This window comes from Bordetella sputigena (genome assembly GCF_965137885.1).
GTDB classification, from domain to species: domain Bacteria; phylum Pseudomonadota; class Gammaproteobacteria; order Burkholderiales; family Burkholderiaceae_B; genus Bordetella_C; species Bordetella_C sputigena.
Map to the genome: position 1 here is coordinate 1 of NZ_CBCSCA010000013.1, position 24,124 is coordinate 24,124.

Annotated in this window: 18 protein-coding genes; 11 read left to right on the forward strand and 7 right to left on the reverse strand. The window is 65.9% G+C overall.

Annotated features, from left to right (window positions below):
- Nucleotides 1-441 precede the first annotated feature (441 nt).
- From ACNA0R_RS21800 to ACNA0R_RS21845, 10 genes are all read left to right on the forward strand, one after another.
- Nucleotides 442-1,701, forward strand: a complete 1,260-nt coding sequence (locus tag ACNA0R_RS21800) for a nucleotide sugar dehydrogenase (protein WP_415828166.1) — start codon at nt 442-444, stop codon at nt 1,699-1,701.
- Nucleotides 1,702-1,752: 51 nt separating this feature from the next.
- Nucleotides 1,753-4,233, forward strand: coding sequence for a hypothetical protein (locus ACNA0R_RS21805; RefSeq protein ID WP_415828167.1), 2,481 nt, complete (start codon nt 1,753-1,755; stop codon nt 4,231-4,233).
- The gene (locus tag ACNA0R_RS21810) at nt 4,230-6,308 is read left to right on the forward strand and encodes a glycosyltransferase (RefSeq protein WP_415828168.1); all 2,079 of its coding nucleotides are present in this window, start codon (nt 4,230-4,232) and stop codon (nt 6,306-6,308) included. The genes ACNA0R_RS21805 and ACNA0R_RS21810 overlap by 4 nt, the downstream gene beginning before the upstream one ends.
- Before the next feature lie 19 nt (nt 6,309-6,327).
- Complete coding sequence (locus tag ACNA0R_RS21815; RefSeq protein WP_415828316.1) at nt 6,328-7,488, forward strand: polysaccharide biosynthesis/export family protein; 1,161 nt, start codon at nt 6,328-6,330, stop codon at nt 7,486-7,488.
- A 1-nt stretch (nt 7,489) separates the two neighbouring features.
- The gene (locus ACNA0R_RS21820; RefSeq protein WP_415828169.1) at nt 7,490-8,836 is read left to right on the forward strand and encodes an ABC transporter permease; all 1,347 of its coding nucleotides are present in this window, start codon (nt 7,490-7,492) and stop codon (nt 8,834-8,836) included.
- 9 nt (nt 8,837-8,845) lie between these two features.
- A complete protein-coding gene (locus ACNA0R_RS21825) occupies nt 8,846-9,565 on the forward strand; it encodes a P-loop NTPase family protein (protein WP_415828170.1) in 720 nt (239 codons plus the stop codon).
- Between the two features lie 121 nt (nt 9,566-9,686).
- On the forward strand, nt 9,687-10,718 hold the full coding sequence (locus ACNA0R_RS21830; RefSeq protein ID WP_415828317.1) for a sugar ABC transporter: 1,032 nt from the start codon (nt 9,687-9,689) through the stop codon (nt 10,716-10,718).
- Nucleotides 10,711-12,645 (forward strand): CDC27 family protein, encoded by a 1,935-nt coding sequence (locus ACNA0R_RS21835; protein ID WP_415828171.1) that lies wholly within the window; start codon nt 10,711-10,713, stop codon nt 12,643-12,645. The genes ACNA0R_RS21830 and ACNA0R_RS21835 overlap by 8 nt, the downstream gene beginning before the upstream one ends.
- Entirely contained in the window at nt 12,642-13,730 is a 1,089-nt protein-coding gene (locus ACNA0R_RS21840; protein WP_415828172.1) for an SDR family oxidoreductase, read from the forward strand. Before ACNA0R_RS21835 ends, ACNA0R_RS21840 begins: the two co-directional genes overlap by 4 nt.
- Nucleotides 13,727-14,926 (forward strand): pectate lyase family protein, encoded by a 1,200-nt coding sequence (locus ACNA0R_RS21845; protein ID WP_415828173.1) that lies wholly within the window; start codon nt 13,727-13,729, stop codon nt 14,924-14,926. Before ACNA0R_RS21840 ends, ACNA0R_RS21845 begins: the two co-directional genes overlap by 4 nt.
- Before the next feature lie 132 nt (nt 14,927-15,058).
- Here the strand turns inward: ACNA0R_RS21845 and ACNA0R_RS21850 are convergent, their stop codons facing one another.
- The 6 genes from ACNA0R_RS21850 to ACNA0R_RS21875 all read right to left on the reverse strand — a co-directional run bounded on the left by ACNA0R_RS21850 (nt 15,059) and on the right by ACNA0R_RS21875 (nt 21,230).
- Nucleotides 15,059-15,262 carry a cold-shock protein gene (locus tag ACNA0R_RS21850; protein ID WP_415828174.1) on the reverse strand — a complete coding sequence of 68 codons (204 nt, stop codon included), beginning with the start codon at nt 15,260-15,262 and terminating at the stop codon, nt 15,059-15,061.
- 284 nt (nt 15,263-15,546) lie between these two features.
- Nucleotides 15,547-17,175 carry a hypothetical protein gene (locus tag ACNA0R_RS21855; RefSeq protein WP_415828175.1) on the reverse strand — a complete coding sequence of 543 codons (1,629 nt, stop codon included), beginning with the start codon at nt 17,173-17,175 and terminating at the stop codon, nt 15,547-15,549.
- 202 nt (nt 17,176-17,377) lie between these two features.
- Entirely contained in the window at nt 17,378-18,379 is a 1,002-nt protein-coding gene (locus ACNA0R_RS21860) for an isocitrate lyase/PEP mutase family protein (protein WP_415828176.1), read from the reverse strand.
- Nucleotides 18,376-18,894 carry a LeuD/DmdB family oxidoreductase small subunit gene (locus ACNA0R_RS21865; RefSeq protein WP_415828177.1) on the reverse strand — a complete coding sequence of 173 codons (519 nt, stop codon included), beginning with the start codon at nt 18,892-18,894 and terminating at the stop codon, nt 18,376-18,378. Before ACNA0R_RS21865 ends, ACNA0R_RS21860 begins: the two co-directional genes overlap by 4 nt.
- A complete protein-coding gene (locus ACNA0R_RS21870; RefSeq protein ID WP_415828178.1) occupies nt 18,887-20,173 on the reverse strand; it encodes an aconitase/3-isopropylmalate dehydratase large subunit family protein in 1,287 nt (428 codons plus the stop codon). The genes ACNA0R_RS21865 and ACNA0R_RS21870 overlap by 8 nt, the downstream gene beginning before the upstream one ends.
- 64 nt (nt 20,174-20,237) lie before the next feature.
- On the reverse strand, nt 20,238-21,230 hold the full coding sequence (locus ACNA0R_RS21875; protein ID WP_415828179.1) for a Bug family tripartite tricarboxylate transporter substrate binding protein: 993 nt from the start codon (nt 21,228-21,230) through the stop codon (nt 20,238-20,240).
- A gap of 182 nt (nt 21,231-21,412) precedes the next feature.
- On the opposite strand from ACNA0R_RS21875, the gene prpR reads away from it, so the two are divergent.
- Nucleotides 21,413-23,458, forward strand: coding sequence for a propionate catabolism operon regulatory protein PrpR (gene prpR / locus ACNA0R_RS21880; RefSeq protein WP_415828180.1), 2,046 nt, complete (start codon nt 21,413-21,415; stop codon nt 23,456-23,458).
- 11 nt (nt 23,459-23,469) lie between these two features.
- Here prpR and ACNA0R_RS21885 read toward each other — a convergent pair whose 3' ends face one another.
- A complete protein-coding gene (locus tag ACNA0R_RS21885; protein ID WP_415828181.1) occupies nt 23,470-24,006 on the reverse strand; it encodes a carboxymuconolactone decarboxylase family protein in 537 nt (178 codons plus the stop codon).
- Between the last annotated feature and the right edge of the window lie 118 nt (nt 24,007-24,124).

The window sequence follows — 24,124 nt, forward strand, 5'->3', positions numbered from 1 at the left end:
GGGCGGGCGGGAGGGCGGCGTGCCTCCCGGGGGCGCCGCAATTGAACACGTTACGCAATTGTTTAAGCGCAGCTATTAAAACCAAATAAAACAAGTAGAAATAGGACAACGGGTCCGTTTTGTTGCGTGCGCTGTAATGGATGTAATTCATTTGGCGCCGTCCACGCCTATTCCACCTCAGCCTTGATTCATTTCCATAGCAATCAACATTATTAGAAAGAAAGATTGCTGAAGATTGCGTCTACAGTTCGGCGGCCGGCGCTTCCGAAGCGGATAAATCTCCTTCGGTGTCGGTTATCTGCAAAGGGGCTGCATGCATATGCCCCCGGCCAAATTAAACCAATAGTTTCTGATGTTTCTGCTCGTGTGTCTCCACGCATGGAGATCCTGTGTCCACGACACGAATGAAATAGTGAGGTTCACGTGGTAAAGAGAATCGCAGTGTGCGGCCTGGGATACGTAGGCCTGCCGGTTGCCGTAGCGTTTTCCAAACGCTTTGACGTTATTGGTTTCGATGTGGACAAGCGCCGGATTGCGCGCCTGAAAGAGGGCGACGACTGGACAGGGGAAATCGAGCGTCATGTCCTTCTCGATTCCAAGCTCCGATTCACGGATGAGGTGCAAGATCTGCAGGGCTGCGACTTTTTCGTAGTGGCCGTGCCCACGCCCGTCGATGAAAAATGCAACCCGGACTTTTCGTTGCTGGTCCGGGCATGCCAGTCCATTGGTCCGGTGCTGCGCAAAGGCAGCATCGTCGTCTTCGAATCCACCGTCCACCCCGGCGCCACCGAGGAAATCTGCGGTCCGGAACTGGAAAAAGCCTCCGGCCTGCGGTGCGGCGTCGATTTCAAGCTGGGGTACAGCCCGGAGCGGATCAATCCCGGCGATCGCGAACATCCGCTGGAGAAAATCGTCAAGATCGTGTCCGGCCAGGATGCGGAAACGCTGGAAACCGTTGCCGGCGTCTACGAGAAAATCATCGACGCGGGCGTGCACCGTGCATCGTCGATCAAGGTGGCGGAGGCCGCCAAGGTACTGGAAAACACCCAGCGCGACATCAACATCGCGTTGATGAACGAGATGTCGAAGATCTGCGATCTGGTCGGCATCCGTACCTCGGAAGTCCTCGCCGCGGCGGGAACCAAGTGGAACTTCCTGCGTTTTTCGCCCGGCCTGGTGGGCGGCCACTGCATAGGGGTGGACCCGTACTACCTGACGTCAAAGGCGCAGGAGCTCGGCTATCACCCCGAGGTCATCCTGTCGGGTCGCCGGATCAACGACGGCATGGCCAATCACGTCGCTTCGCGCGTCGTGCAGGTGCTGGCGCGCAACGGCCGGCTGAACGGCTCGACCCGGGTGGGCATCATGGGAATGACGTTCAAGGAGAACGTGCCGGACATCCGCAACTCCAAGGTGGTCGATCTGTACAACGCGCTCACCGAGTACGGTATTACGCCCATCGCCTGCGATCCCATGGCGGATCCCGCGCAGATGGAACACGAGTACGGCATCAAGCTCGTGGAGCGGCGCCATCTCAGCGACATGGATGTGTTGATTCTCGCGGTCCCGCACCAGCAGACCATGGAATCCATATGGGATGACCTGCCGCAGCTGGTGAAGCGCGGCGGCATGGTGTGCGACCTGAAATCCGTGCTCGACCACAAGCGCCTCCAGTCCGATCTCCTGTACTGGTCGCTCTGAGTACAGCGCTGTCGATACAGCACCGTCGACCCTTCACTATAGGTGACCTGAATGACTGCTTTTACGATCGCTCCGGTGGGCACCTGCCGGATCCATACGCCGCTGCGCGATGCCGTCGGACGTTACCCGATCAAACTGCAACTCGGGCGCAACTACGGTTTCGTGCACACCAGTGCGGAGGCGCTGCAGCAGGCGCGGTTCATGTACGGCGAACGCGACATTCCCGCCGATGTGCAACGGCTGATATTCCGGCCTTCCAATGGCGAACAAGCCCGCCGCGGAACCCACAAGCCCGCTGATCTGTACATGGTCGAGTTGTCGTCGCGCAAGCTGCTGACCATAGACGGCTATCCCATCCAGTCGAACTATCTGGCGCGCCATTTCAGCGAGTTCTTCGCCGATCGCGCCCGGACACGGATGTTCTGGTCGCTGGCCGTCGCCGCCGGGCTGGCGGAGCGGCGTGCCTTGCTGGACAGGGACCCGGTGTTCAAGAGCCTTTCCACGGAAGACCGCGAGTTGCTCGCGCGCATCGTCAAGCGCGATCTGGCCGATGATGAGATCGAAAGCGACATGCGCGCGCTCGTCGATCTGCTGGGCGTGGAGAAGGTGGTCTTCGTCACGCATGTGAATGCCTTGACGCCGGACAATGCGCCGATCGAGCAGCGGCAGCAGCTGATTGGCGCGGTGAGCGCGAGCGCACAGCGCATCGGCGTGCCGTGCTACGACCCCACGCCGCTGATGAACAAGATAGGCCAGGCCGACGCCATGGAAGACGGCGGGTTGGACCTGACGCATTACACGGAATTGTTCGCCGAGCGGCTATGCGCCGATTGGTACAAGAACTATATGCGTCCGAGAATGGGCGCCTCCACGCCGGCGCCCGTGGTGGCGAAACTGGCCGCCGAGGACAGCGCCGAGCGCATCGAAAAGATCTGGGAGGCGGGCGAACTGCGCGAAGCGTCGCGCCGTACGCGCGATGTGCTGCGCCGCTATCCCGGCACGCCCGACCACGTGCTGCTGCTGGCGCGCATGCAGGGGGAGCTGGGCGACTACGAAGGCGCGATCGCCCTGCTGGAAGGCGCGGATGGCGACCTGGGATCCGGCAGCAAGGCCGAGCAGATACTGATGCGCAATCATTTCGAGCTGGGACACCACGAGGTGGCCTACTCGCTCGCGGCCGGCTTGCTGGGCGACGAGATAGAGACGCCGGAAATCCTGCGGATAGCGGCGATCTGCGCGGGGCAGCTGGGCAATGTCGACGAGGCGCTGGGCAGCTGGAAACAGCTGTTCCGCATTTCTTCGCCCGACGAGCCCTTGGCGCTGGAAGCGGCCGATACGGTCCTGTCGACGCTGCAAGCCACCGGCGACATGGAAGCCGCCATACGCTGGGCCGAAGAGGTCCGCGCGGTGCAGCCTTCGTATGGGCGAGGCTTCGCCGTGCTGTGGCGCCATCAGCTGATGGCGGGTGATCGTGGCGCGCTGCGCGCGCTGGCGTCCGAATCGCCGGCGCTTGCCGACGCCGACGCGCTGGAGCTGGTCAAGGAAGCGTCCTGGCGCGGCTTCCTGGTGGCCGCCGCCGCCTTGGCGGTGTCGCGCGGATTGGTGAAGAGCGAACAGGAAAGCATTCGGGGGTGGCTGCGCGCGCAGTCGTCGACGTGGGCGGAGGAAGGCACCCGCGCGCTGGAAGAAGGGCGTCTGCGCGATGCGGCCGAAAGGATCTGCGCGCACCGCCTGCTCGATCCCGATGCGCTGGCCGGCGTGCGGGCGCAACGCGCGTTCGAGCGTGCGATGCGCCTGGCCGTGCGGGCGGCGCTTCTGGCGGGCAATCACAAGGAGGTCATCGAGCTCACGGACATCGCGCTGGACGCACACGTCGATTTCCCCGAGCTGGACGCGATGCGCGGACGGGCGGCGGACGCGCTGGGCGACAAGCAGACCGCGATGCGGCATCTGGAGCTGGCCGCCGCGGGCGATGCCGCCCAGTTCAGCACGCGGCTGTATTTCGCCAGGGTGGCTTTCAGCGGCGGTTGGTTCGGCGAAGCGATCGACGCCTATAACGCCGTGCTGGCCCACCCGTCGGCCGACCAGAGCGCGAAAGAGGAAGCCGAGCGCCAGCTCGGCCGTCTCGGGCCGCGCTCGATACGCGCGGCCCGCGAGAAGCTCGCGGCGGGCGACCATCGCGGCGCCTGGCAACTGCTGGACCGCATCGCGCAATCCTGGCCGGAAATGCCGGAAGTCGCCCATGAAAAGCGGCGCATCCTGGCTGTGCTGTACGCCGAAGCGCGCGCGCTGGATCCGTCGAGCGCCAGCGAGCGCCTGGCCCTGGGCCAGCGGATCCTGCAGCTGGTTCCCGACGATCCCATCGGCCTGCGCGCGGCCGCCGTGGGCGCGATGCGCCTGCACCGCTTCGAGCAGGCGCTGCCTTACTGGGAGATGCTGAAGTCGCGTTCCGAGAATCCGGAGCAGTTCGACCACTACATCCAGCGGTGCCTGGTCTGGATCGAGAAAGCCAACCGTAGGAAGGCAGCATGAACTATCCAGCGGAAACCGAGCAGAAGGACACTGCCGCCGATCTACACCGGGTCCAGGCCCAGCTGGAAGAGATCGTCGCGGCATCGGGCAGGGTGCAGCTCGCCCAGGCCAACCTGGCGCGAGCCGAGGCGCTGGCGGGCGAGCACATGGCGGATCCCAAGGTCCGTTTCCTGCTCCTGCGGCTGAAGGAAGCGGCCGGCCTGAATGAAGGCATGTCGGAACAGTGGTCGGCCTTGCTGCGCGACTGCCCGAACGACCTGCAGATCGTCCGTTATAGCGCGTCGCGCCTGGTCAAGGACCGGCATGTCGACGAAGCCCTGGAGTTGATCAACCGCTTTCTTCCGCCATTGACGCGGAATCCCGACAAGTTGTTCGCCAGGGCGAAACTGCTGAACGACATCCGGGCGTACGAGCAGTCGGACGCCTTGTTCCGCCGCCTGATCGCGAAGTACGACGATCGCAACGTGCGCGTCGAGTTCGCCAAGCGCCTGCGCAAGCGCGGACTGTTGGCGGACGCTTACGAGACGATAAAGCCCGTCGCCGACCAGCTCGCGCCCGGCAGCAAGGCGGCCGAACTGGCCAGCGCCCTGGCGAACGATTACGCGTTCTACCGGCGCTTCGAACCGGATGGCGGGCTCGCCGGCAAGGACATCAGGATCGTGTCAATGAAGCACGCGATCCTGCACTTCCGCAATCGGTGCCTCGTCGAGGCGCCACCCGAAAATTCCGTCTCGATCGCGCTGGTGACGGGCAGCCTGGGGCCGGGCGGCGCCGAGCGGCAGCTGACCCGGCTTGCCGGCGAACTGCACCGCATGGCGGCTTCCGGCGAGCGCGTGGCCGCGGCCGACCGGCGGCCGGCATTCATGCGGGTCCGGCCGGAAAAGGTCGAAGTGCTGGTGAAGCAGCACACCGAGCCTTCCGGGTCGAACAAAAAGCAGGGGCTGGATTTCTTCCTGCCCATTCTGGCCAAGGCGCAGATTCCGGTCACCGAGATCAATGGTCTGCCGGCGATTTCCACCTCCCATCAGACGGTCGCCGATCCCGTCCTGAACCGCCTGCTGGAGCAACTGCCGCCGCCCGTGCATTACGGGGTGACGCGCCTGGCCCCGCTGTTGCGCGAGAACCCGTTCGACGTCGTCAGCCTGTGGCAGGACGGGACGTGCCTGTTCGGCGCGCTGGCGGCGCTGCTGGCCGGCGTGCCGACCATACATCTGGTGTTTCGCGGTCTGCCGCCGAACATACGCAAGGACCGCTACCGCGAAGAGTATCCGGTGCTGTACCAGGCCCTGGCGCAAATACCGGGCGTGCATTTCGTCAGCAACAGCAAAACGGCCGCGCAGGAATATGCGAAATGGCTGGGGATTCCGATAGAGCGTTTCCATATCCTTTACAACGGCGTGCCGGAGCTGCCGACCGACGCCTCGCCGGAGGACCGGCAGAAGTGGGAAGCCTTCGTGGCATCCACGCCGGATGCGACGGAGACCATAGGCGGCGTGTTCAGGCTGGAGCCGGACAAACGGCCGCAACTGTGGATCAAGCTGGCGGCGCAATACCTCAAGCGGCGTCCGCAGGCGCGTTTCTTCATCGTGGGTGACGGGCGCCTGCTCGACAACATGGTTGCGCTGGCGGACGAGCTGGGCGTCATGGACCGGCTGATGTTCGTCGGCCTGTCCAACCACGTCGGATACTGGTATTCGCGCATGGACGCCAAGGTGCTGCTTTCGCGTTTCGAAGGCCTGCCCAATGTGCTGATCGAGGCGCAGCTGCTGGGCGTGCCCGTCGTCTCCACGCCGGCGGGCGGGGCGGGCGAGTGTTTCGTCGAGAACGTGACAGGGCATCTGATCAAGGACCTGGACCATCCGGACCTGAACGAGGCCTGCGAAAAAATCGAATCCATCGTCGATCAGATGCGCGGCAACGAAGTGTTGAAGCAGCACAGCCGCCAGCGGGCTCGCGACCTGTTCTCGCTGAATGCGATGCTGGACAAGTTCCTGAGCCTGTGCGTGTCGGTGCTGGGCATATCGCAGAACGACGAGCGCATCGCCGTGGGGCCCTTGCGTTTGATGGAAGCGTGATCCTGGAAATATGGCTGCTATACACAAGAACGTTCCGGCGCCGGCCTTGCGGGGCAGGGCGGCGCCGGTCATGGTGCTGCTGGCCGCGTTCACTCTTGCCGGGTGCCAGCTGCCGCGCTCCGGCCCGATGTTGAGCGAGATGACCTCGGCGCACGATAACAAGGATGTGGTCGTCATGCCGGTCACGCCCGATCTGGCGCGCGCCAGCAATATGCCCGAGGTGATGGATTTTCCCGCCCGCTATCGCGACGCCAATGACGCCGCCTTCGACGTCCTGGTTCCTGGCGACGGTATAAACGTCACGGTCTGGGAGCGCGACGGGCTGGGCGTGTTCGCGGCCAACGCCGCGGGCGCGAGCGAATTGGGCACCCAGGAAATAGACCGGATGGGCAATCTGTATGTGCCCATACTCGGCAAGTTCAAGGCAGCCGGCTTGACGCTGGCGCAGCTGCATGACGCCGTCGTTGCCCGCTTGAGCAAGCTGATCGTCGGCTCCGACGTCAGCGTGACCCGCGCGGCCGATGCGCGCGGGCAGATGGTGACGGTGCAGGGCAACCTGACCAAGCCCGGGATGTATCCCATCACCCAGACGACGCAGCGCCTGAGCAGCGCGCTGGCGCAGGCGGCTCCGGTGCAGACCAACCCCGAGCAGCTGGTGATCACGCTGCGCCGGGGCAAGGAGATCGCGTCGGTGCGCCTGGCCGATCTGTACCGCAATCAGGACAATGACATCCTGCTGCGCGCCGGCGATGTCATCACCGCCCATGACGCGCGCGAGTACCTGACCGTGCTGGGCGCGGCCGGGACGCAGGGGCGGGTTGCCATCAGCAAGCGCAACTACAGCGTGCTGGACGCGCTGGGCGACTCCAAGGGCCTGGACGACAAGACCGCGGATCCGCGCTCCGTCTTCCTGTTCACGCCGGCCAAGCCGGGCACCAAGGGCGCCCCGGATACCCTGCCTGTCGTCTATCAGTTCGACCTGACGCGTCCGGAGCAGGTGGCGCTGGCCGGCCAGTTCACCGTGCGCGAGGGCCAGGCGATCTATATATCCGATGCGCCTTTCACGCAGGTGCAGAAGGTGCTGTCGGCTTTCCGCGTCACCATGAGCGCCGGCTTCAGCGCCACGCGAGCCATCGACAGCGATTCGGGCGGCGGCTCCACCAACACGGTGAACCAGTAGCGTGTCGACCAGCAATGAGGATCGCATCAAGGGCTGGCGCGCGCGCCGGCAGGATCGCGGCTATACGGTAGGGGCCGGCATCGCGGCCTGGCGGCTGGACCTGGCCGCGCTGTCGGACGCCAGCATATCGCCGGCCGCCGTGCTGACCCGGCTGGTGGCGAGGCTGCGCGGCCAGCGGCACGACAGCGTGGCGGCGCGGCGGGCGGTGTACGAGGCCGTGCAGGCGGAACTGGAAGCGGAGATCGAGCGCAACGGATTTGCCGACACCGCCGCCGATTTCCCCAGGCGCCGCCTGCGCATCATGGTGCGGCTGCTGGAACAGGATATCCGCGCGGGTATCGATGTGTTCGCCGCCGGCTACATGCCCGCCAGGCTGGTGGCGGAAGATGAGCGGCTGGGCCAGGCGCATGAACGGCGCGAACGCCGGCGCAAGCTGGACGAAGCGCAGAGCGCGCGCCGCCATGCTTCGCGCAACGATATTCCGCTGCAGATGGAGCTGCCGGAGGACGAGGCGCGCGACCTGGCGATATTGCGCGCGCGCGTGCGCGCCTTGCATGAAGCGCCCGCCGGCCGCGATGTCGACGACGGCCGGCCGCGGCTGCGCACGCTGCTGCCGATGTTCGTCTATCAGCTGCATGTGATGCATGGCGAGAGCCGCATCGCCCTGCTGTGGGCGCTGGTCGGCCCGGTCGTACTGCTGACGCTGATTTCCTCGCTGTATTTCCTGATGGGAACGCACTACATCCTGGGCATGGACGTGCCGACGTTTTCGCTGTTGGGGGCCACCACCTGGATCATGTTTCGCCAGATCATCTTCCGAAGCAGCACGAGCTATGTGTCCGCTCGCGGCATGCTGAATTTCCAGGGCGTTACGCCGCTCATGGGGGCGGTGGTGCAGGCCCTTATCTATGTTTCGGTCTATGTGGTGGTGTTCGGCGTATTGATCGGTGCCGGCAGCGCGCTGGGATTGATCACGCTGCCGGCCAGCTGGTCGGGCTTCCTGCTTTACGTGGTGCTGATGGCCGCGGGCGGCGCTTCGGTGGGGGTGCTGTTCGGCGCGATCGCCACCGCCTGGCATTTTTTCCTCAGGCTGGCGCCGGTCATCGAGCGCGGCCTCCAGATAGTGTCGGGGGTGTTCTTCGTTTCCGAACAACTGCCGGAGCAGCTGAAGCCCGTGATCCTTTGGTCCCCCTTCGCGCATGGCATGCAACTGCTGCGTTCCGCCTACTTCAGCAGCTACAAGTCGCAGGATGCCAGTTTGAGCTACTTCCTGACCGCGCTGGTGTTCCTGGCGGTGATCTCGCTGGCGGCCGAACGCCTGGCCCGCAGCAATGTGCAGCCGATGTGAGGGACAGCGATGATCCACCTGAATGGCGTAACGGACGAGCCTTATGCATTCGGCAGCCGGCAGACGCTGCTCGCCGGTGTCGATCTGGATCTGCCTGTCGGGCGCTATGCCTTGCTTTCGCCCGCGCCGGAGTTGCATCGCCAGATCATCGATGTCCTGTGCCGCCTGCGTCCGCCGCGCCAGGGCTTCGTCCGGCACGATGGCAGTGTCTCCTGGGCGATAGGGCGGCAAGGTTTCATCCGAGGGAAGGCGAACGGTTTGTGCATGATCGAGTTCGTGTGCGAGATGTACGAGATCGACGCCGACGAGACGGTGGAGTTGGTCGCGGACCTGCTCAGCGACCCGAAATGGCTCTCCAGCCCCATGGAGCATTGGCCGCTCTATGCAAGGCAGGAGTTTTCGTTCGCGCTGGCGCTGGCGCCCGCGTTCGATGTCTACGTAATCGAAGGAGCGATACCGTTCGAACCGTGCCGCTTTACCCGGCTCTGGCTGGCGTTGTTCGAAGAGCGGCTGGTCGGCCGGACGCTCATTTTTTCCAGTTATCGCCAGAATCAGTTGGCGGACTATTGCTTCAAAGGCCTCGTTTATGAAGGAAGCACTCTCAGAATCGAAGACGACCTCGACCGGTGCATCCGCCAGTATCCGCCCAGACGATCCCGCAGCGAGTCCGGCAGCGCCGGTGAAGACGCCTATGGAAGCGGCTTCGGAGACGGCCAGCTCGGGCTCTGAGGCCGGGTCGGAGATCGAACGGCGCCGGCGCGAACGCCAGGCCGCGCTGCGGCAGCGTCGCCGCTCGCGCTGGGTCAGCGCGGCCATCGTGGTGGCGCCGGTGGTGCTCGCCCTGGCCTATGTGCTGTGGATCGCAACGCCGCGCTACGAAGCGGAGTCGCGGTTTTTCGTGCAGTCGGCTTCCGGGCAGCAGTCGGCGGGTGGCGGTGCGGCGAATCTGCTCACCACGGGCAATATGGCCGGCATGCTGGGCGGCTTCGTGGATGGGTGGGCGGTCAGCGATTTCCTGAAGTCGCGCGATTGCATGCGTCAGCTCGACCAGGCCATCGGCCTGCGCCGCTACCTGGCCCATGGCGGGCTGGACCCGCTCAATCGCCTCGCGGACGACGCCAGCGAGGATGAGCTCTATCGCGCCTACCAGTCGGCGGTCAAGGTCTCCTTCAATGTGCTTGAGCAGATCGACGTGCTGCGGGTCAGCGCGTTTTCCCCGGATGACGCGGCGGTCCTGTCGAGGGCGCTGATCCGCCTGGCGGAAGACTTCGTGAGCCGCCTGAACGAGAAAGGCGTCGCCGACAAATTGAGGGTCAGCCTGGAGTCGGTCAGGCGCGCCGAGCAGAAGGCGCTGGAAGCCCGGGACGCCCTGACGGCGTGGCGCACGGCTCATGGCAATATCGACCCGACCGCGTCCGTGGCGATGCTGCTGAACCTGTCCGGCCAGATCGAGGGCGAGCTGAGCAACGCGCAGATCAATCTGGACAAGATCCGCGCGCTGGGCAACAAGGATCATCCCATGCTCAAGCCGGCCGAACTGCAGGTCGCCGCCTTGCAGAAGCGGCTGGTGGCGCTGCGCCACCGCCTGAGCGGCCAGGGCAATATCGAGGCGCGGCAGCTGAAGTCGTACGAAGGCTTGAGGAATGCCCAGGTGTTCGCGGATTCCAATCTGACCCTGGCGCAGCAGTCGTACCAGCAGGCCATGGTGGATGCGCTGCGGTTGCAGCGCTATCTGTCGATCATCGCGCAGCCGGTGCCCACGGACCGGCCCAGCAGTCCGCGCATGATGATACTGATGCTCGAAGCGCTGGCCATCGGTTTCGTATTGATGTTCATCACCCGCATAGGCCTGGCTTTGCTGAGGGGGCTGCGTCATGGTTGATAGCGTGATAGACCAGGTCGCGGAACGTCGTGACGCGTCATCCGATGCCGCCGTCCGGTTACGCGGCCTTATCGAGCGGATCCGTGCAACCGCGGACCCCGTCCACGAAATGGCGGCGCTGGATCCCGCGCTGGTGCGGGCGGCGGACGGCCGGCGCGACGTCCGGCGATTGCTGGTGTCGCCCCGCGTGCGAGAGGGCGCCTTCGCCGCCGCCATCGCCGCGCTGGAGGTGCTGGTCGCCGCGTACCCTTCGGAAATCGAAGACCGCCGTTTGCTGGCCAGCCTGCTGGGCCGGACGGAACAGTGGGACAAGGCAATCGCCCACGCCGATGCGGCCGCCGGCATACAGCCCGAGGCAGCGGACCTGCATGCCGCGCGGATCCAATTGCGCCTGCAGGCCGGGCGGGTGGCCGACGCCGCGGCGGTCGCGCGGGCCACCGCCGCTACCGTGGAGAGCGATCCGGGCGAAGCGCACTACTGGATGTTGGCCTACATGCGCGACGGCGATACGGCCGAGGCGGCGCGCATGGCAGCCATCCTGGATGCAGGCAAACTGCCCAATCAACGTGTGGCGGCGGCGGCCGTGCGAGCCCTCTATGAGGACTGCCGGGCCGAGTCGGCGATCGCCTTGGGCGAAGCGGCGCTGGCGGCGGGTCGCGATAGCGCGAACCTGCGCACCTACCTGGGGCTGGCCTATCTGCGCCGCGGGTCCGAGGACGACCGCAAGACACATGCGTTGGCGCATTTCGAGGCGGGCCTGCAAGCATCGCCCCGCGACGTGAGGCTGCTGTCGCTGTACGGCGAAACCTTGCTGCGTTCCGGACGATACAAGGCCGCGGTGGAGCCGCTCAGGCAGGCCGTCGATCTGGCGCCGGAACTGGATCAGACCCGGGTGCTCTATGCGCGCGCGTTGCGTTATTCGATGCAATACGCCGATGCCGCTGAACAGCTCTTGAAGGTGCACCGGAAATCGCCGGAGAACCTGCTCTGGCAGCGTTCGGCCATCGCGGCGCTATCGCAGGCGGGCCGCGCGCAAGAGGCGGAAGCCCTGTTCCGGCAATACGTGTCCAGGCGTAGCGAGCGGCTGCCCGACAGTTTCCAGCAGGCGCTGGACAAGCTGCAGGATCGCATCGACAGCGCGCCGATACCGCAGGCCCGGCTGGATTGGGCCTGGTCGCTGCGCGGCGATACCGGCGTCGACCGCGCGCAATGGGAGCGCGCCGCGCGCTGGGGCCACCTGGTGGACCATCTGCTGTTCGACTGGATCGAATGCCGCGAGGAGCGTGTCGAAGAAGCCATGCAACTGCTGGGTGAGCTGGATAGCGGCGAGCGTTTCTTTGCGCCGCTGCTGGCGGCCGGACGCGGCGTGGTGGTCGCCACCGCTCACGTCGGACCCATGTATGCCGGACTCATGGCGCTGGAGCTGGTGGGCATTCCGTCGCGCTGGCTGGCGACCGCGCCCAACATCGCCGAGACCAGCTATGCCGAGGCCCTGATATCCACCGCCGACCAGACCGAGGCGCAGGTGGCCAAGGCTTGCATGCGCGCGCTCGGATCGGGCTACGTGCTGTGTATTGCCGTCGACGGCGCCGCCAACCCGGCCGCGCCGCGTACGACTTTCGAAGGGCAGGAAGTGACGTACTCCAGCTTCGCGTCCCACATGGCGCATCGGCTGCGCGTGCCTTCGGTGTTCTACGCGCCGCGCTGGGAGAACGGCCGCATCGCCTTCACGCTGGAGATGTTGCCCGAGGCCGAGCCAGGCGAGGATGCGGAGACGTATTCGAGCCGGTGGCGCCAGGCCTATTTCGAACGGCTCAGGGAGCATCTGGCCGGCGCGCCGGAGAACCTGCGCCTGAGCGGAGGAATCTGGCGACATGTGAAGACGCCCGATCGATCCGCGCTTCAACAGGAAGTGAATAAGCAATGAATGCAACAGGCTTTGAAGACGATACGACACTCCCCCCATGGCTGCTCGACGCAACGCAGCGCGATCTTCGCGATGCGCTGACGTCGCGACGACGCTGCTGGCTGGTGACCGGGGCGGCCGGCTTCATCGGGTCCAACCTGGTGGAAACCTTGCTGCTGCTCGGCCAGGACGTTCGCGGCCTGGACAACTTCGCGACGGGACATCGGCGCAACCTGGAAGAGGTACGCAGGAATGTCGGCGAGGCGCGCTGGGCGCGCTTCGCGCTGCACGAGGCCGATATCCGCGACATGGCGGCGTGCGAACGGGCGGTCGCGGACGTCGACTATGTATTGCATCAGGCCGCCCTGGGCTCCGTGCCTCGATCGGTGAAGGATCCGCTGACTTCCCACGAGGTCAACGTATCGGGCTTCCTGAACATGCTGGACGCGGCGCGGCGCGCATCGATCCGGGGTTTCGTCTATGCCGCGTCCAGTTCGACCTATGGCGATGAACCGAATCTGCCGAAGCGCGAAGACCGGATAGGCAAGCCTTTGTCGCCCTACGCCGCCACCAAGCTTATGGATGAGATCTACGCCGACGTGTATGCGCGAACGTATGGGTTTGCGTCCACCGGCTTGCGCTACTTCAATGTGTTCGGCCCGCGGCAGGATCCGGATGGCGCCTACGCGGCCGTGATTCCGAAGTGGATTTCCGCCATGATCCAGGGCCAGACAGTACAGATCAATGGCGATGGCGAAACGAGCCGGGATTTCTGCTTCGTGGGGAACGTCGTGCAGGCGAATCTGCGCGCGGCGTTGCGGCAGGCCCCGGAAGCCAGCGAGGTGTACAACGTGGCCGTCGGCGGCCGCACGACGCTCAACGACTTGTTCGGCATCATCCGCGACGGCCTGGCGTCGCGTGGCTTCGAATATGCCCTGCCGCCCGAGTACCGGCCGTTCCGCGCCGGCGATGTGCGCCATTCGCAGGCCGACGTATCGAAGGCGCAAGCCGGGATAGGCTACGCGCCGCTGGTCGATCTGCGGCACGGGATGATACAGGCGCTGCCCTGGTATGTCGGCTTTCTTACTTCGCAGGTGGCTGCATGATGCGCGCGACAACGATACGTTTGCTGTTCGCCCTGGCGGTGTTGTATGGCGGCGCGGCCGCCGCGGCCGAAGCCTGCCGGGTCCCCGACGAGCATTGCCCCATGGTGGCGTCGCTGTTGCAGCAGCGCGAAGGCTACGGGCGCGGCGCGACCGGCGGCCTGGGCGGCCAGTTCGTCGAGGTGACCTCCGACAAGGACGCGGGGCCGGGATCCCTCCGGGCCGCGCTGCAGCACGCCAAGGGGGCCACCTGGATCCGCTTTGCATCCGATATGACGATCGTGCTGGCATCGCAACTGCGCGTGCCCTCGAACGTCACGATCGATGGGCGAGGCCGGCAGGTGACCTTGATCGACGACGGGCTGGGCGTGTACGGCAGCAGGAACGTCATCCTGACGCACCTGACGATAGATGGGCGCTTCAGCAGGCTGACGCAGGCGGTGAATGTGGCCAACGGCAGCAAGGACGTATGGGTGGACCACCTGGACCTGTCGCGAATGTCGGATCGGCTGCTCAACGTGAAGAACGGGTCGACCGACGTCACGGTGTCATGGACGAAATTCCATGACTCCGACAAGGTCATGCTGCTCAACAACATCACGTCGAAGGATCTGTACCGGAACTACGAGCGGGACAAGATTGCGCAAGTGACGCTGCACCATAACTATTTCTTCAATACCGTGCAGCGCAATCCACGCGCGCAGTTCGGCACGTTCCATCTGTACAACAATCTGGTGGAGAACTGGGATTTCTACGGGATGAGTTTCAGCCTGGAGGCCCGCGCCCTGGTCGAAGGAAATATGTTCAGCAACGTGGCGCAGCGCAAGTGCATGGAGCCCGAGTATTTCCCGACGGTGGAAGGCGTCAAGGTGAATTACTGCAAGTACATTCCGAGCGCGCCGGAGAGAAGCGCCCTGCCCAACGGGGGATCGGATCGCCGCAATTTCGAGAAGTCGAAGTCGGCGTACGGCTACACGCGGGATTTCAAGGCATTTTTGCGCGTGAAGGACAATCTGTACCTGGGCGATGCGAAGCCGGTGCTGCAGGACCACCAGCCCGAGTCGGTGCCGGCGCCGCCGTACTGCTACGGTTATGAGCAGCCGACGCCGCAGGTAGCGGAAAAGATCCGCAGGTTCGCGGGCAATACGAAAGAGGATGCGCCGGCTGTTGCCGCCCGTAGCGGATCGGGTTGCGGCTAGCATCACCGCGGGCCCGCCACGCGCGGGCCTGATCATTTGATCGCGGACAAGCACCAATAGCCCTGCGAGCAGGGCTATTGTTTTGATCTACCTGGGTAGACGGTCACCCCGCCGCAAAAGCGGGGCAATCGTTCAGAGCGGGGTGATCTTGGTGGCTTGGGGGCCTTTGGCGCCCTGGCCAGCGATGAAGCTCACGCGCTGGTTTTCCTGCAGGTTGCGGTGGCCGCTGCCCTGAATTTCGGAGAAATGCGCGAAAAGGTCCTTGCCGCCCGAGTCAGGCATGATGAAGCCAAAGCCTTTTTCGGAGTTGAACCACTTGACGATACCGGTTTCCATGAGATTCCTTGATAAATGACGGACATGTGTCCGAGGGGTAGATGATCAAGGCAGGACATGGACAATGATGGCGCACTACTTGGCTCGCACACTACCGAACGGAATCGAGGGCACTTGAGGATCTTTGAACACTATGAGGGCAGCATCGCCGGCAGTCAAGCAATATATTCCTGCGGATGAGCCGGCGCCTGTCGGCATGGGCGGTTCCTGGCGGCGCCCGGAAACGCGAACAGCCCCGCTGGCGGGGCTGTTCAGGCGATCGCGCCCGGGTCGCCGGGCGGGCGTCAGCCGGTTGTGACTTCCCTGGCGCCCGCCGATTGGGCGCCGCGCAATTGTGCCGGGTCGGACTTCAGCGTCACCAGGTTGTTGATGCTGGAGAGCGTGTTGCGCCAATGGGCGCGGTCCTGTTCGGTGGCGGAACCGTCGTCCTTGGGCATGCTGGCCTGGATCAGGTGCAGCATGTCCCAGCTGCGCGATACCGAAGACGGCGTGTTCAGGCGTTCCTGCATCTCGCCCACGACGTATTTCTTGACGTCCATGTTCTGGCTGGCGGTTTGCGTCAGCGATGCCTTGGTCAGGCGGCCATCCTTGTAGGCGATGCTGGCCACGCTGCTGGCCGTGTCGTCGATCTTGTAGTAGTAGTAATTCTGCGAATACTTGTCGCCGGTCAGGTTCAGGGGCGTGTCGGGATACAGCGTCTGGTGGTAGCTGGCGCTCAGGTGCGATTGCTGGGATTGCTCGATAGAGCGATCGTTGGCGCCGCTGCCCTGTATTTTGGTCTGCTGCGATACCTGGTAGGAGAAGCTGTCGAGCTCTTCCGGGTGCATGGGATTGGGCGAGGCGTCGGGCGCCTGCACGGAGGCGCTGAAGTCGGCCAGGCCCGACAGCATGGCGTGGTCGGCATCGCTCAAGGGGATGATGGGCGCCGTGGCCCGGTGCTTCATGTCTACGTTGTAATTGCTGTTCAGGGCGCTGAAGGCGTCCTTGAACATGGCCATCAACTTGGCGTCGCCCTGGCCGCGGCTTTGCGCCTGGTCGAATTGCTGCAGATAGCTGGCCAGCGCGTGGGCCTGCTGGTCGGTGCTGCCGATCAGCGCGGGATTGGACAGGTCGACGTTGACATTGATCTTGCCTGCCGCCCCCGCGAAGTCGACGCTGCGATGCTGGCTGTCCGCCTGGAAGTTCAGTGTTTGCACGCTGCCGTCCGGCATCTTGAAGCTGGTCTGCAGATTGACCGAGCTCAGCACATTGGGGTCGAACTGCGTCAGCCCGTCCAGGGACAGCTTGGGCGGTACGCTGGTCAGGCCGTCGATGGCCCCCTGGAAGGCGTCGGCCAGGCCGGCCAGGGCGTTTCTTTCAGCGGTGGACAGCGTGCCGCCAGTGACTTCGACCTGCACGCCCAGGCCGCCGGACTGGCTGGTCAGCGAAAGATGGACAGTCGCGCCGCCCGCTGTTTTGACTTCCAGGGTGATCTGGTTGTCCGCGACGGTGTGCAACTGCGTCTGGCGGATCTGGTCCAGCCTGGATGTCGCGCCCGCGGTGCCCGAATCGGCCGTCCGCAGTATGACCGACTGGGAATAATCGCCGCCGCCCAGCTGGAAACGCTCCAGCAGCGCGGCGCCCAACCCGCGGAAGCGGTCGCCCACGGCGGTGGCGTCGTAGTTCTTCGACATCAGGGCGCTGATGGCGTCGCTCGTATCCTTTTCCCAGACCGGCGTGGACACGGACAGGGCGCCGGTGTCGTCGTAGGTCTGGGTCAGCCGTGCCGTATCGGCGTCGGTCAGCGTGACGCTGGCCGAGGCGGGGGCGACGGCTGGGGCGGCGGCGTTATTCTGGTCGGCCGTGGCGGGCGTCGCCGGCGCCAGGGCGGCGGCGGACGCGGATGCGGCGCTCAGGGGCAGCAAACTTTGCATGGTCTCTTTGTTCGGTCGTGCGAAACAAGGCCGCGGGGCCATCCCGCTCATCCGTTAACGGCGCGCTTTCGGAAGTATTAAGGGTCGGTGTCCGGCGGCGCCCCGACCGCCGCGCGCCGGCAGGGCGTGGACTGCCGGGGCAGGGGGATGGCGAAAGGCCGTGGTGACGAAGACCTGGGCGGGCAGGCGATGCCGACGCGCTTCAGGCGGGGAAGCGGCCTTCCCATTCCTCCACGTCCGGCAGTCCCAGATAGGCGCTGTACTCGGCGCCGGTCAGCATGCGGTCGCGCATCGCCTGGGTACTGCCATCGTTGCGCAGGTGGCCGAGTGCTTCGCGCATGGTGTAGCCCAGCGCGTTGCGCAGCAGCCCGGGATAGATGGCCAGCGCGATGCCCAGCCCGGCCAGATCCGGAAAGCGCAATGCCGCCAGCGGGCCGCCGGAATCCAGGTTGATCATGCAGGGGATCTCGATCTGCGCCGTCACGGCGCGGATGTCCTCCAGCACGTTGTCGTGCGCCTTCAGTTCGACGAAGACCGCATCGACCCCTGCATCCGCGAAGGCCCGCGCGCGGCGGATGGCTTCGTCCAGGCCCATCGATGCGGCGCAATCCGTGCGGCCGATGACCAGCAATCCGGTGGGCGCGCGCGCCGCCACCGCGGCGGCGATGCGCGAGACCGCGACGTCGAAGGGCAGCACCGCGCGCGCGCCGGGAAATTGCGCGCAGCGCTTGGGCGACTGCTGGTCCTCGATGTGGATCGCGGCGACGCCGGCGGCCTCGAATTCTTCCACCGTGCGGCGGATCGCGGCGGCCGCGCCATAGCCGGTATCGGCATCGCAGATCAGCGGCAAGTCCACGCATGCCGCCACGCGCCGCGCATGGCTGGTAATCATGGTGAGGTCGACCAGGCCGACATCGGGCCTGCCCAGCAGGCTGGCGGAAACGCCGTTGCCGGTCATGTAGACGGCCTCGAAGCCGGCATGCTGCACCATGCGCGCGCCGTAGGCGTCGTAGACCCCGGGCGCGATCAGCGTGGGCTGGCCGCGGCCGGCGCGCGCCAGGCGATCGCGCAGGGCTTGCCGCAGGCGAGCGGGCTTGTTCCAGTCGGGCTGGCCGGGGGCGACGCGGCCGGCCGCCGTGGCCGGCGATGCGTCGCCGGCGGCGTCGTGCGAGGCGGCCATGGGCCGCGGTGGCGTGGCGCTCATGCCGTGATGCTCCAGTCCGGATGCTTGCGCAGGTAAGGGATCAGGCCGCCTTCGCGCAGGATGGCGCGGATCTGCGGCGGCAGGGGACGCAGCGCCTGCCGCAGTCCTCGCGCGGGCGCCCGCAGTTCGCTATGCCCCAGGTCGATGGCGACTTCATCGCCTTCGGCCAGGCCGCTGGTGTCGTATTCGATCAGCAGCAATCCGTTGTTGATGGCGTTGCGGAAAAACTGCCGGCCAAAGGATGGCGCAATGATGGCGGCGACTCCCAGGCGATGCAAAATGTGCACCGCCTGCTCGCGCGAGGAGTTGATGCCGAAGTGCGTGCCCGCGGCGATGATGCCGCCGGGCTTGAAGCGGGCGGCGAAGCCGGGCGCGACGCCTTCGAACGCCTGCGCGGCGATATAGGCTTCGTCCTTGCCCGGCAGGTACTTGCCGGAGCACTGCGTGTCGGTGTTGACGTCGTCGCCCAGCTTGTAGACCGGGCCGGTAATCACATCCTGCGTGGCATCAGCCATGGTCGGGCCTCCATGCGCCGCCGTCGACGGTGCGCGGGTCGGTGATGTATCCGGTCAAGGCGGAGGCCGCGACGGTGGCGGCCGAGCCCAGCCAGATTTCGGCTTCGTGATTGCCCAGGCGGCCGCGGAAATTGCGGTTGGCGCTGGAGATCGCGACTTCCTTGTCGCCTGGGATCAAGTGGTTCGTGATGCCGACGCAGGTGCCGCAGCCGGCCGCCTCGAAAGAAGCCCCCGCCGCGGTCAGGATCTCGATCAGGCCTTCGCGCGCCGCATCCAGATAGATTTTGCGCGACGCCGGGGTGACGATCATGCGTACGCCGCGCGCCAGCTTGCGGCCTTTCAGGATGGCCGCGGCCTGGCGGATGTCGTCCAGGCGGCCATTGGTGCAAGTGCCTATCAGCGCGAAGTTGATTTTCTGGCGATCGATCTGATCGATGCCCACCACGTCGTCGACTTCGTGGCGCCGCGCCACCTGCGGCGCCAAGGCCGACGCATCGATGGCGACGCGATGCGCGTAGTGCGCGTCGGCATCGGCCGCCACCGGACGCGGCGGCCGCGCGCCGTGCGCGGCCAGCCAGGCCAGGGTCTTGTCATCGGCCTCCAGCAGGGCCGCCTTGGCCCCCAGCTCGGCGGCGTGGTTGGCCAGTGTCATGCGGTCGTCGATCTCCATCGCCGAAACGGCCGAGCCGACGTATTCGATGGCGATGTAGTTCAGCCCTTCGGCGCCGAAGCGGCCCAGCATGTGCAGGGTGATGTCCTTGGCCCATACGCCCGGCTGCAGGCGGCCCGTCAGCTCGACGCGCGCCGATTCCGGCACGCGCAGCCAGACCTTGCCCGTCTTCATGACGGCGGTGACGTCGCTGCCTTCGACGCCGGTGCCGAAGGCATTGAAGGCGCCGTAGGTGACGGAGTGCGTATCCGTGCCCACCACCAGGTCGCCACAGGTCAGGTGGCCGCCTTCGGGCAGCACCTGGTGGCAGATGCCGTCGCCGATGTCATACAGCGGGCTGCCATGATCGTCGGCGAAGCGGCGCATGGCGGTATGCGTCTGCGCGGCGGCCAGATTGGGCGGCGGCGAGTAGTGATCCAGCACCCAGGCCGTGCGCGAGGCGAAGGGCAGCTTGTCCGCGCCCATCTTGTCGACCATGCGGATGGCGTTGGGCGCGCGGGCGTCGTGGACCATGGCGAAGTCCACGCCGGCGATCACGATGTCGCCGGGCTGGACCGTTTCTATCCCGGCATGCCGGGCAAGGATTTTTTCAGCGATGGTGGAAGGCATGATGACTCGAATCGAATGCGTTCATAGGCAGCGTACTTGGGCAGGGTGGACGGCGCGGCCCCGCTCACACCGCGTTGATGTTGATCTTCTTGACCAGGTCGCCCCACTTTCTGCTTTCGTCGCGGATGTAGCGGCCGGTCTCGGCGGGCGTGGTCGGGGCGGGATCCAGGCCCAGTTTCTTCAGCTTGGCGTCGACGTCCGGGTCTTTCAGCGTGGCGACGATGGCCTTGTTCAAGGTATCGATGACGGCGTCGGGCGTGTGGGCGGGCGCGGTGAACGCGTACCAGTTGTTGGCTTCGAAACCGGGATAGCCGGACTCGGCGATCGTCGGCACATCGGGCAGGACATCCAGGCGCCGCAGTCCGGTCGTGGCGATGGGGCGCAGCTTGCCGGCCGCGATGAATTGCACGGCATCGGTGGGGCTGGCGAAGATGGACGCCAGCGTGCCGCCCAGCAGGTCGTTCATGGCGGGCGCGCCGCCACGGTAGGCGACGTGCTGGTTCTGCAGGCCGGCGACTGACTTCAGCAGTTCGCCGGCCAGATGGCCGCTGCTGCCGATGCCGGAGGAACCGAAAGACATGTCGGAATGCTGGGCGCGCGCCGCCTTCACGTAGTCCGCGAACGTCTTGATCTTGCTGTTGGCGTTCACCACCAGGACGTTGGAAAAGGACACCGCCAGCGAAATCGGCGCCATGTCGGTGACCGGGTCGTAGGACAGCTTGCTCAGGTGCTGGTTGACGGCCAGCGAGCCTATCGTGCCCAGCATGATGGTGTAGCCGTCCGGCGCCGCTTTCACCAATGCGTCGGAAGCGATGTTGCCGCCGGCGCCGGGACGGTTGTCGATGATGATGTTCTGCTTCAGGTTCTTCGACAGCACCGGGGCCATGATGCGGGCGACGGTGTCCGAGCTGCCGCCCGCCGCGAAGCCGACCAGCAGGCGGATCGGCCGGCTGGGGAAGGTGTCGCCATCGGCGGCTAGGGCGTCGGTGCCGGCCAGGGGCAGGGCACAGACGGTGGCCAGCACGGCGGCCGCGCGTCGAAGTCGGGAAATGCTCACGGTTGTCTCCTGTGTTCCTGGTCTGCGTGCCAGAGCTGGACGGGTAAATGCAAAAGCGGTGCCAACCTTGTGACGGCGGACTTTCTCCGGGGAAAACGGCGCTAGGGGTATGCGCGGATGCCGGCAAGGTGTTTCATAAGTGAAAATAGGATGTTTCATAAACGCATCACAGTGCTGCAACGATGGCTGCCTCTTTCCTCCCTTCCGGTCCTGCCGCGCCCGGCGCTCTGGCGCCGGACGGCGGCCCGGCATCCGCTCCAACCCTCTACGCGGTGACGGGCTACGGCCTGTTCGAAAGCCTCCGCCAGGTGGCGCCGGAATTCGCCGGCCGCGCCAGGGTGGAACTCCTGCACGATGCGTTCGACGCCGCGCTGGCGCCTTTGAATCGTGCGATCGCGCAGGATCGCTGCGATGTGGTGGTGGCTTCGGGCAGCAACGGCGCCTTCCTGCGCGCAAAGCTGGCCGTGCCGGTGGTGCTGGTGCAGGTAGGCGGCTATGACCTGATGACGGCCTTGGCGCAGGCTCGCGAACTGTCGCCGCGCGTGGCGGTGGTCTTGCATCACGAGGTCGGCGCGTCGCTGCGGCGCTTCATGCGTGTTTTCGGCCTGGATGTGGAGCTGCGCGCCTACGACACGCCCGACGACGCCTCGCGCTGCATCCGCGAACTGGCCGCGCAGGGCGTGGAGGTCGTCGTGGGCGCGGGCATGGTCGCCGACTACGCCCGCAAGGCCGGATTGACGGCGGTGCTGCTGTATTCACTGGATTCGGTGCGCGCGGCCATGGAAACCGCCCTGGCGATCGCCCATGCGCAATACGAGGAGCGCGCGCGCCGCGACCGGCTCGACCTGGTGTTGCGCCATCTGAACGACGGCGTGGTCGCCGTCGATATGCAGGGGCGCGTCACCACGATGAACCCCGCCGCGGCGCGCATCCTGGGCACCGCGGCATCCCAGGCGGCGGGACGGCCACTGGCGGAGACGGCCGCCGGACTGACCGCCGGACCCGCGCTGACGCGCGGCACGGCCGAACTCGGGCGCGTGGAGGACGTGCGCGGGCAACCGCTGGTCGTTGACGCGGTGCCCCTGTATGAGGCCGGCGCGCAGACGGGCGCGGTGCTGACCCTGCATTCGTCGCAGCCGCTGGAGCACGCCGTGGGCCGGCTGCGCGCGCACAGCCATCGGCGCTCGCGTTCGGCGCGCTACACATTGAACGGCATGGTGGCGGTGTCGGCGGGCATGCGCGAGCTGGTGCATCGTTGCGAGGTCCTGGCGCGCAGCAGCGATGCGTCGGTCTTGATCCTGGGTGAGAGCGGGTCCGGCAAGGAAGTGGTCGCGCAAGGAATCCACCGCGCCAGCCGCCGGCACGCGCGTCCCTTCGTGGCGATCAACTGCGGCGCCTTTCCCGAGCAGTTGCTGGAAAGCGAGCTGTTCGGCTACGAGGAAGGCGCTTTCACCGGCGCGCGGCGCCAGGGCAAGGCCGGCCTGTTCGAGGCCGCGGACGGCGGCACGCTCTTGCTCGACGAAGTGGGGGAGATGCCTTTGCCGCTGCAGACGCGCCTGCTGCGGGCCTTGCAGGAAAAAGAAATTACGCGGGTGGGCGGCATCGATGCGATACCGGTCGACGTGCGCATCATCGCCGCCACGCATCGGGATCTGGCGGCGATGGCCCGCCAGGGGCTGTTCCGGCACGATCTGTTCTATCGGCTGCACATCCTGCAGATCCGCGTGCCGCCGCTGCGCGAGCGTCCGGAGGATATCGCGGCTTTGGCGGCCGAGCTATTGCCGGCCGCCCTGGAGCGCATCGGCGCGCGCAAGCTGGCGGGGGAAGTGCTGCGGGTCGCGTTGCCGTTGCTGTTGTCGCATGACTGGCCGGGCAATGTGCGGGAGCTGGAAAACGTCATCGAGCGGATGGCGCTGGAGTGCCTGCTGGCGGATGCCGTGCCGCCGGCGGAGACGCTGCGCGCTGTGCTCGATCCGTCGGGACCGGCCGCGCAAGGGCGTATCGAGGGGCCGGCAACGCGGGACAGTACGGGCATGGACGCGGGCGCCAGCCCGGCCGCGGCTGGCGCCCGGGGCGGACGCCGGCTGGATGCCGTGCAACGCGTCAGCGAATATCGCCACATCCAGGAGGTGCTGGCGGCGCACGGCGGCAATCAGGCTGCCGCCGCGCGCGAGCTGGGCGTCAGCCGGACGACCTTGTGGCGCAAACTGCGCGACGCCGCGGGCTGACCGCGCATCGCTTACTTCACCGGCGGGAAGTCGATGTCGGTGTCGTTGATGCGGTTGAAGGTATTGGTGTAGGTGATCAGCGCGTAGGCGAACGCAATATCGGCCAACTGCGCGTCGGTGTAGCCGGCGGCGCGGATGGCGTCGACCTCCGCCGCCGGCAGGGTGCCGCGGGTTTGCTGGATCACCCGCACGAAGCGCACCAGCGCGTCGCGCTTGGCGTCGCCCGTCGCTTCACCCGCGCGGATCCGCGGCAGCGTTTCGGGGGCCAGGCCGGCCATCTTGGCCAGCATCGTGTGCGCGGCCAGGCAGTAATCGCAGCCGCTCAGTTCGCTGACCAGCAGCTTGATGGTTTCCAGGTCCTGCCGGCTGAGGCTGGCGCGGGCCAGGACGGCCTCGGCGCTCAGGTAGGCGGACAGCGAGGCAGGCGCCAGGTGTCCCAGCGTCGCATACAGGTTCGGCAGCTTGCCGTTGGCCTTCTTGATCTGGGCGTACAGGTCGGCGGTGGCGCCGGTGGCGGATTCGATGGCGGGGAGGGTGATGCGGCTCATGGTGTGGCTCCTATGGAAAAAACGTTGTGTGTTCAGGAGCCCCCACTTTAGGCTTGTGAGGTGATCTTGCCGAGCTTGTATATGCTCAATAAAATGCTCAATAGGATCAAATAGGACC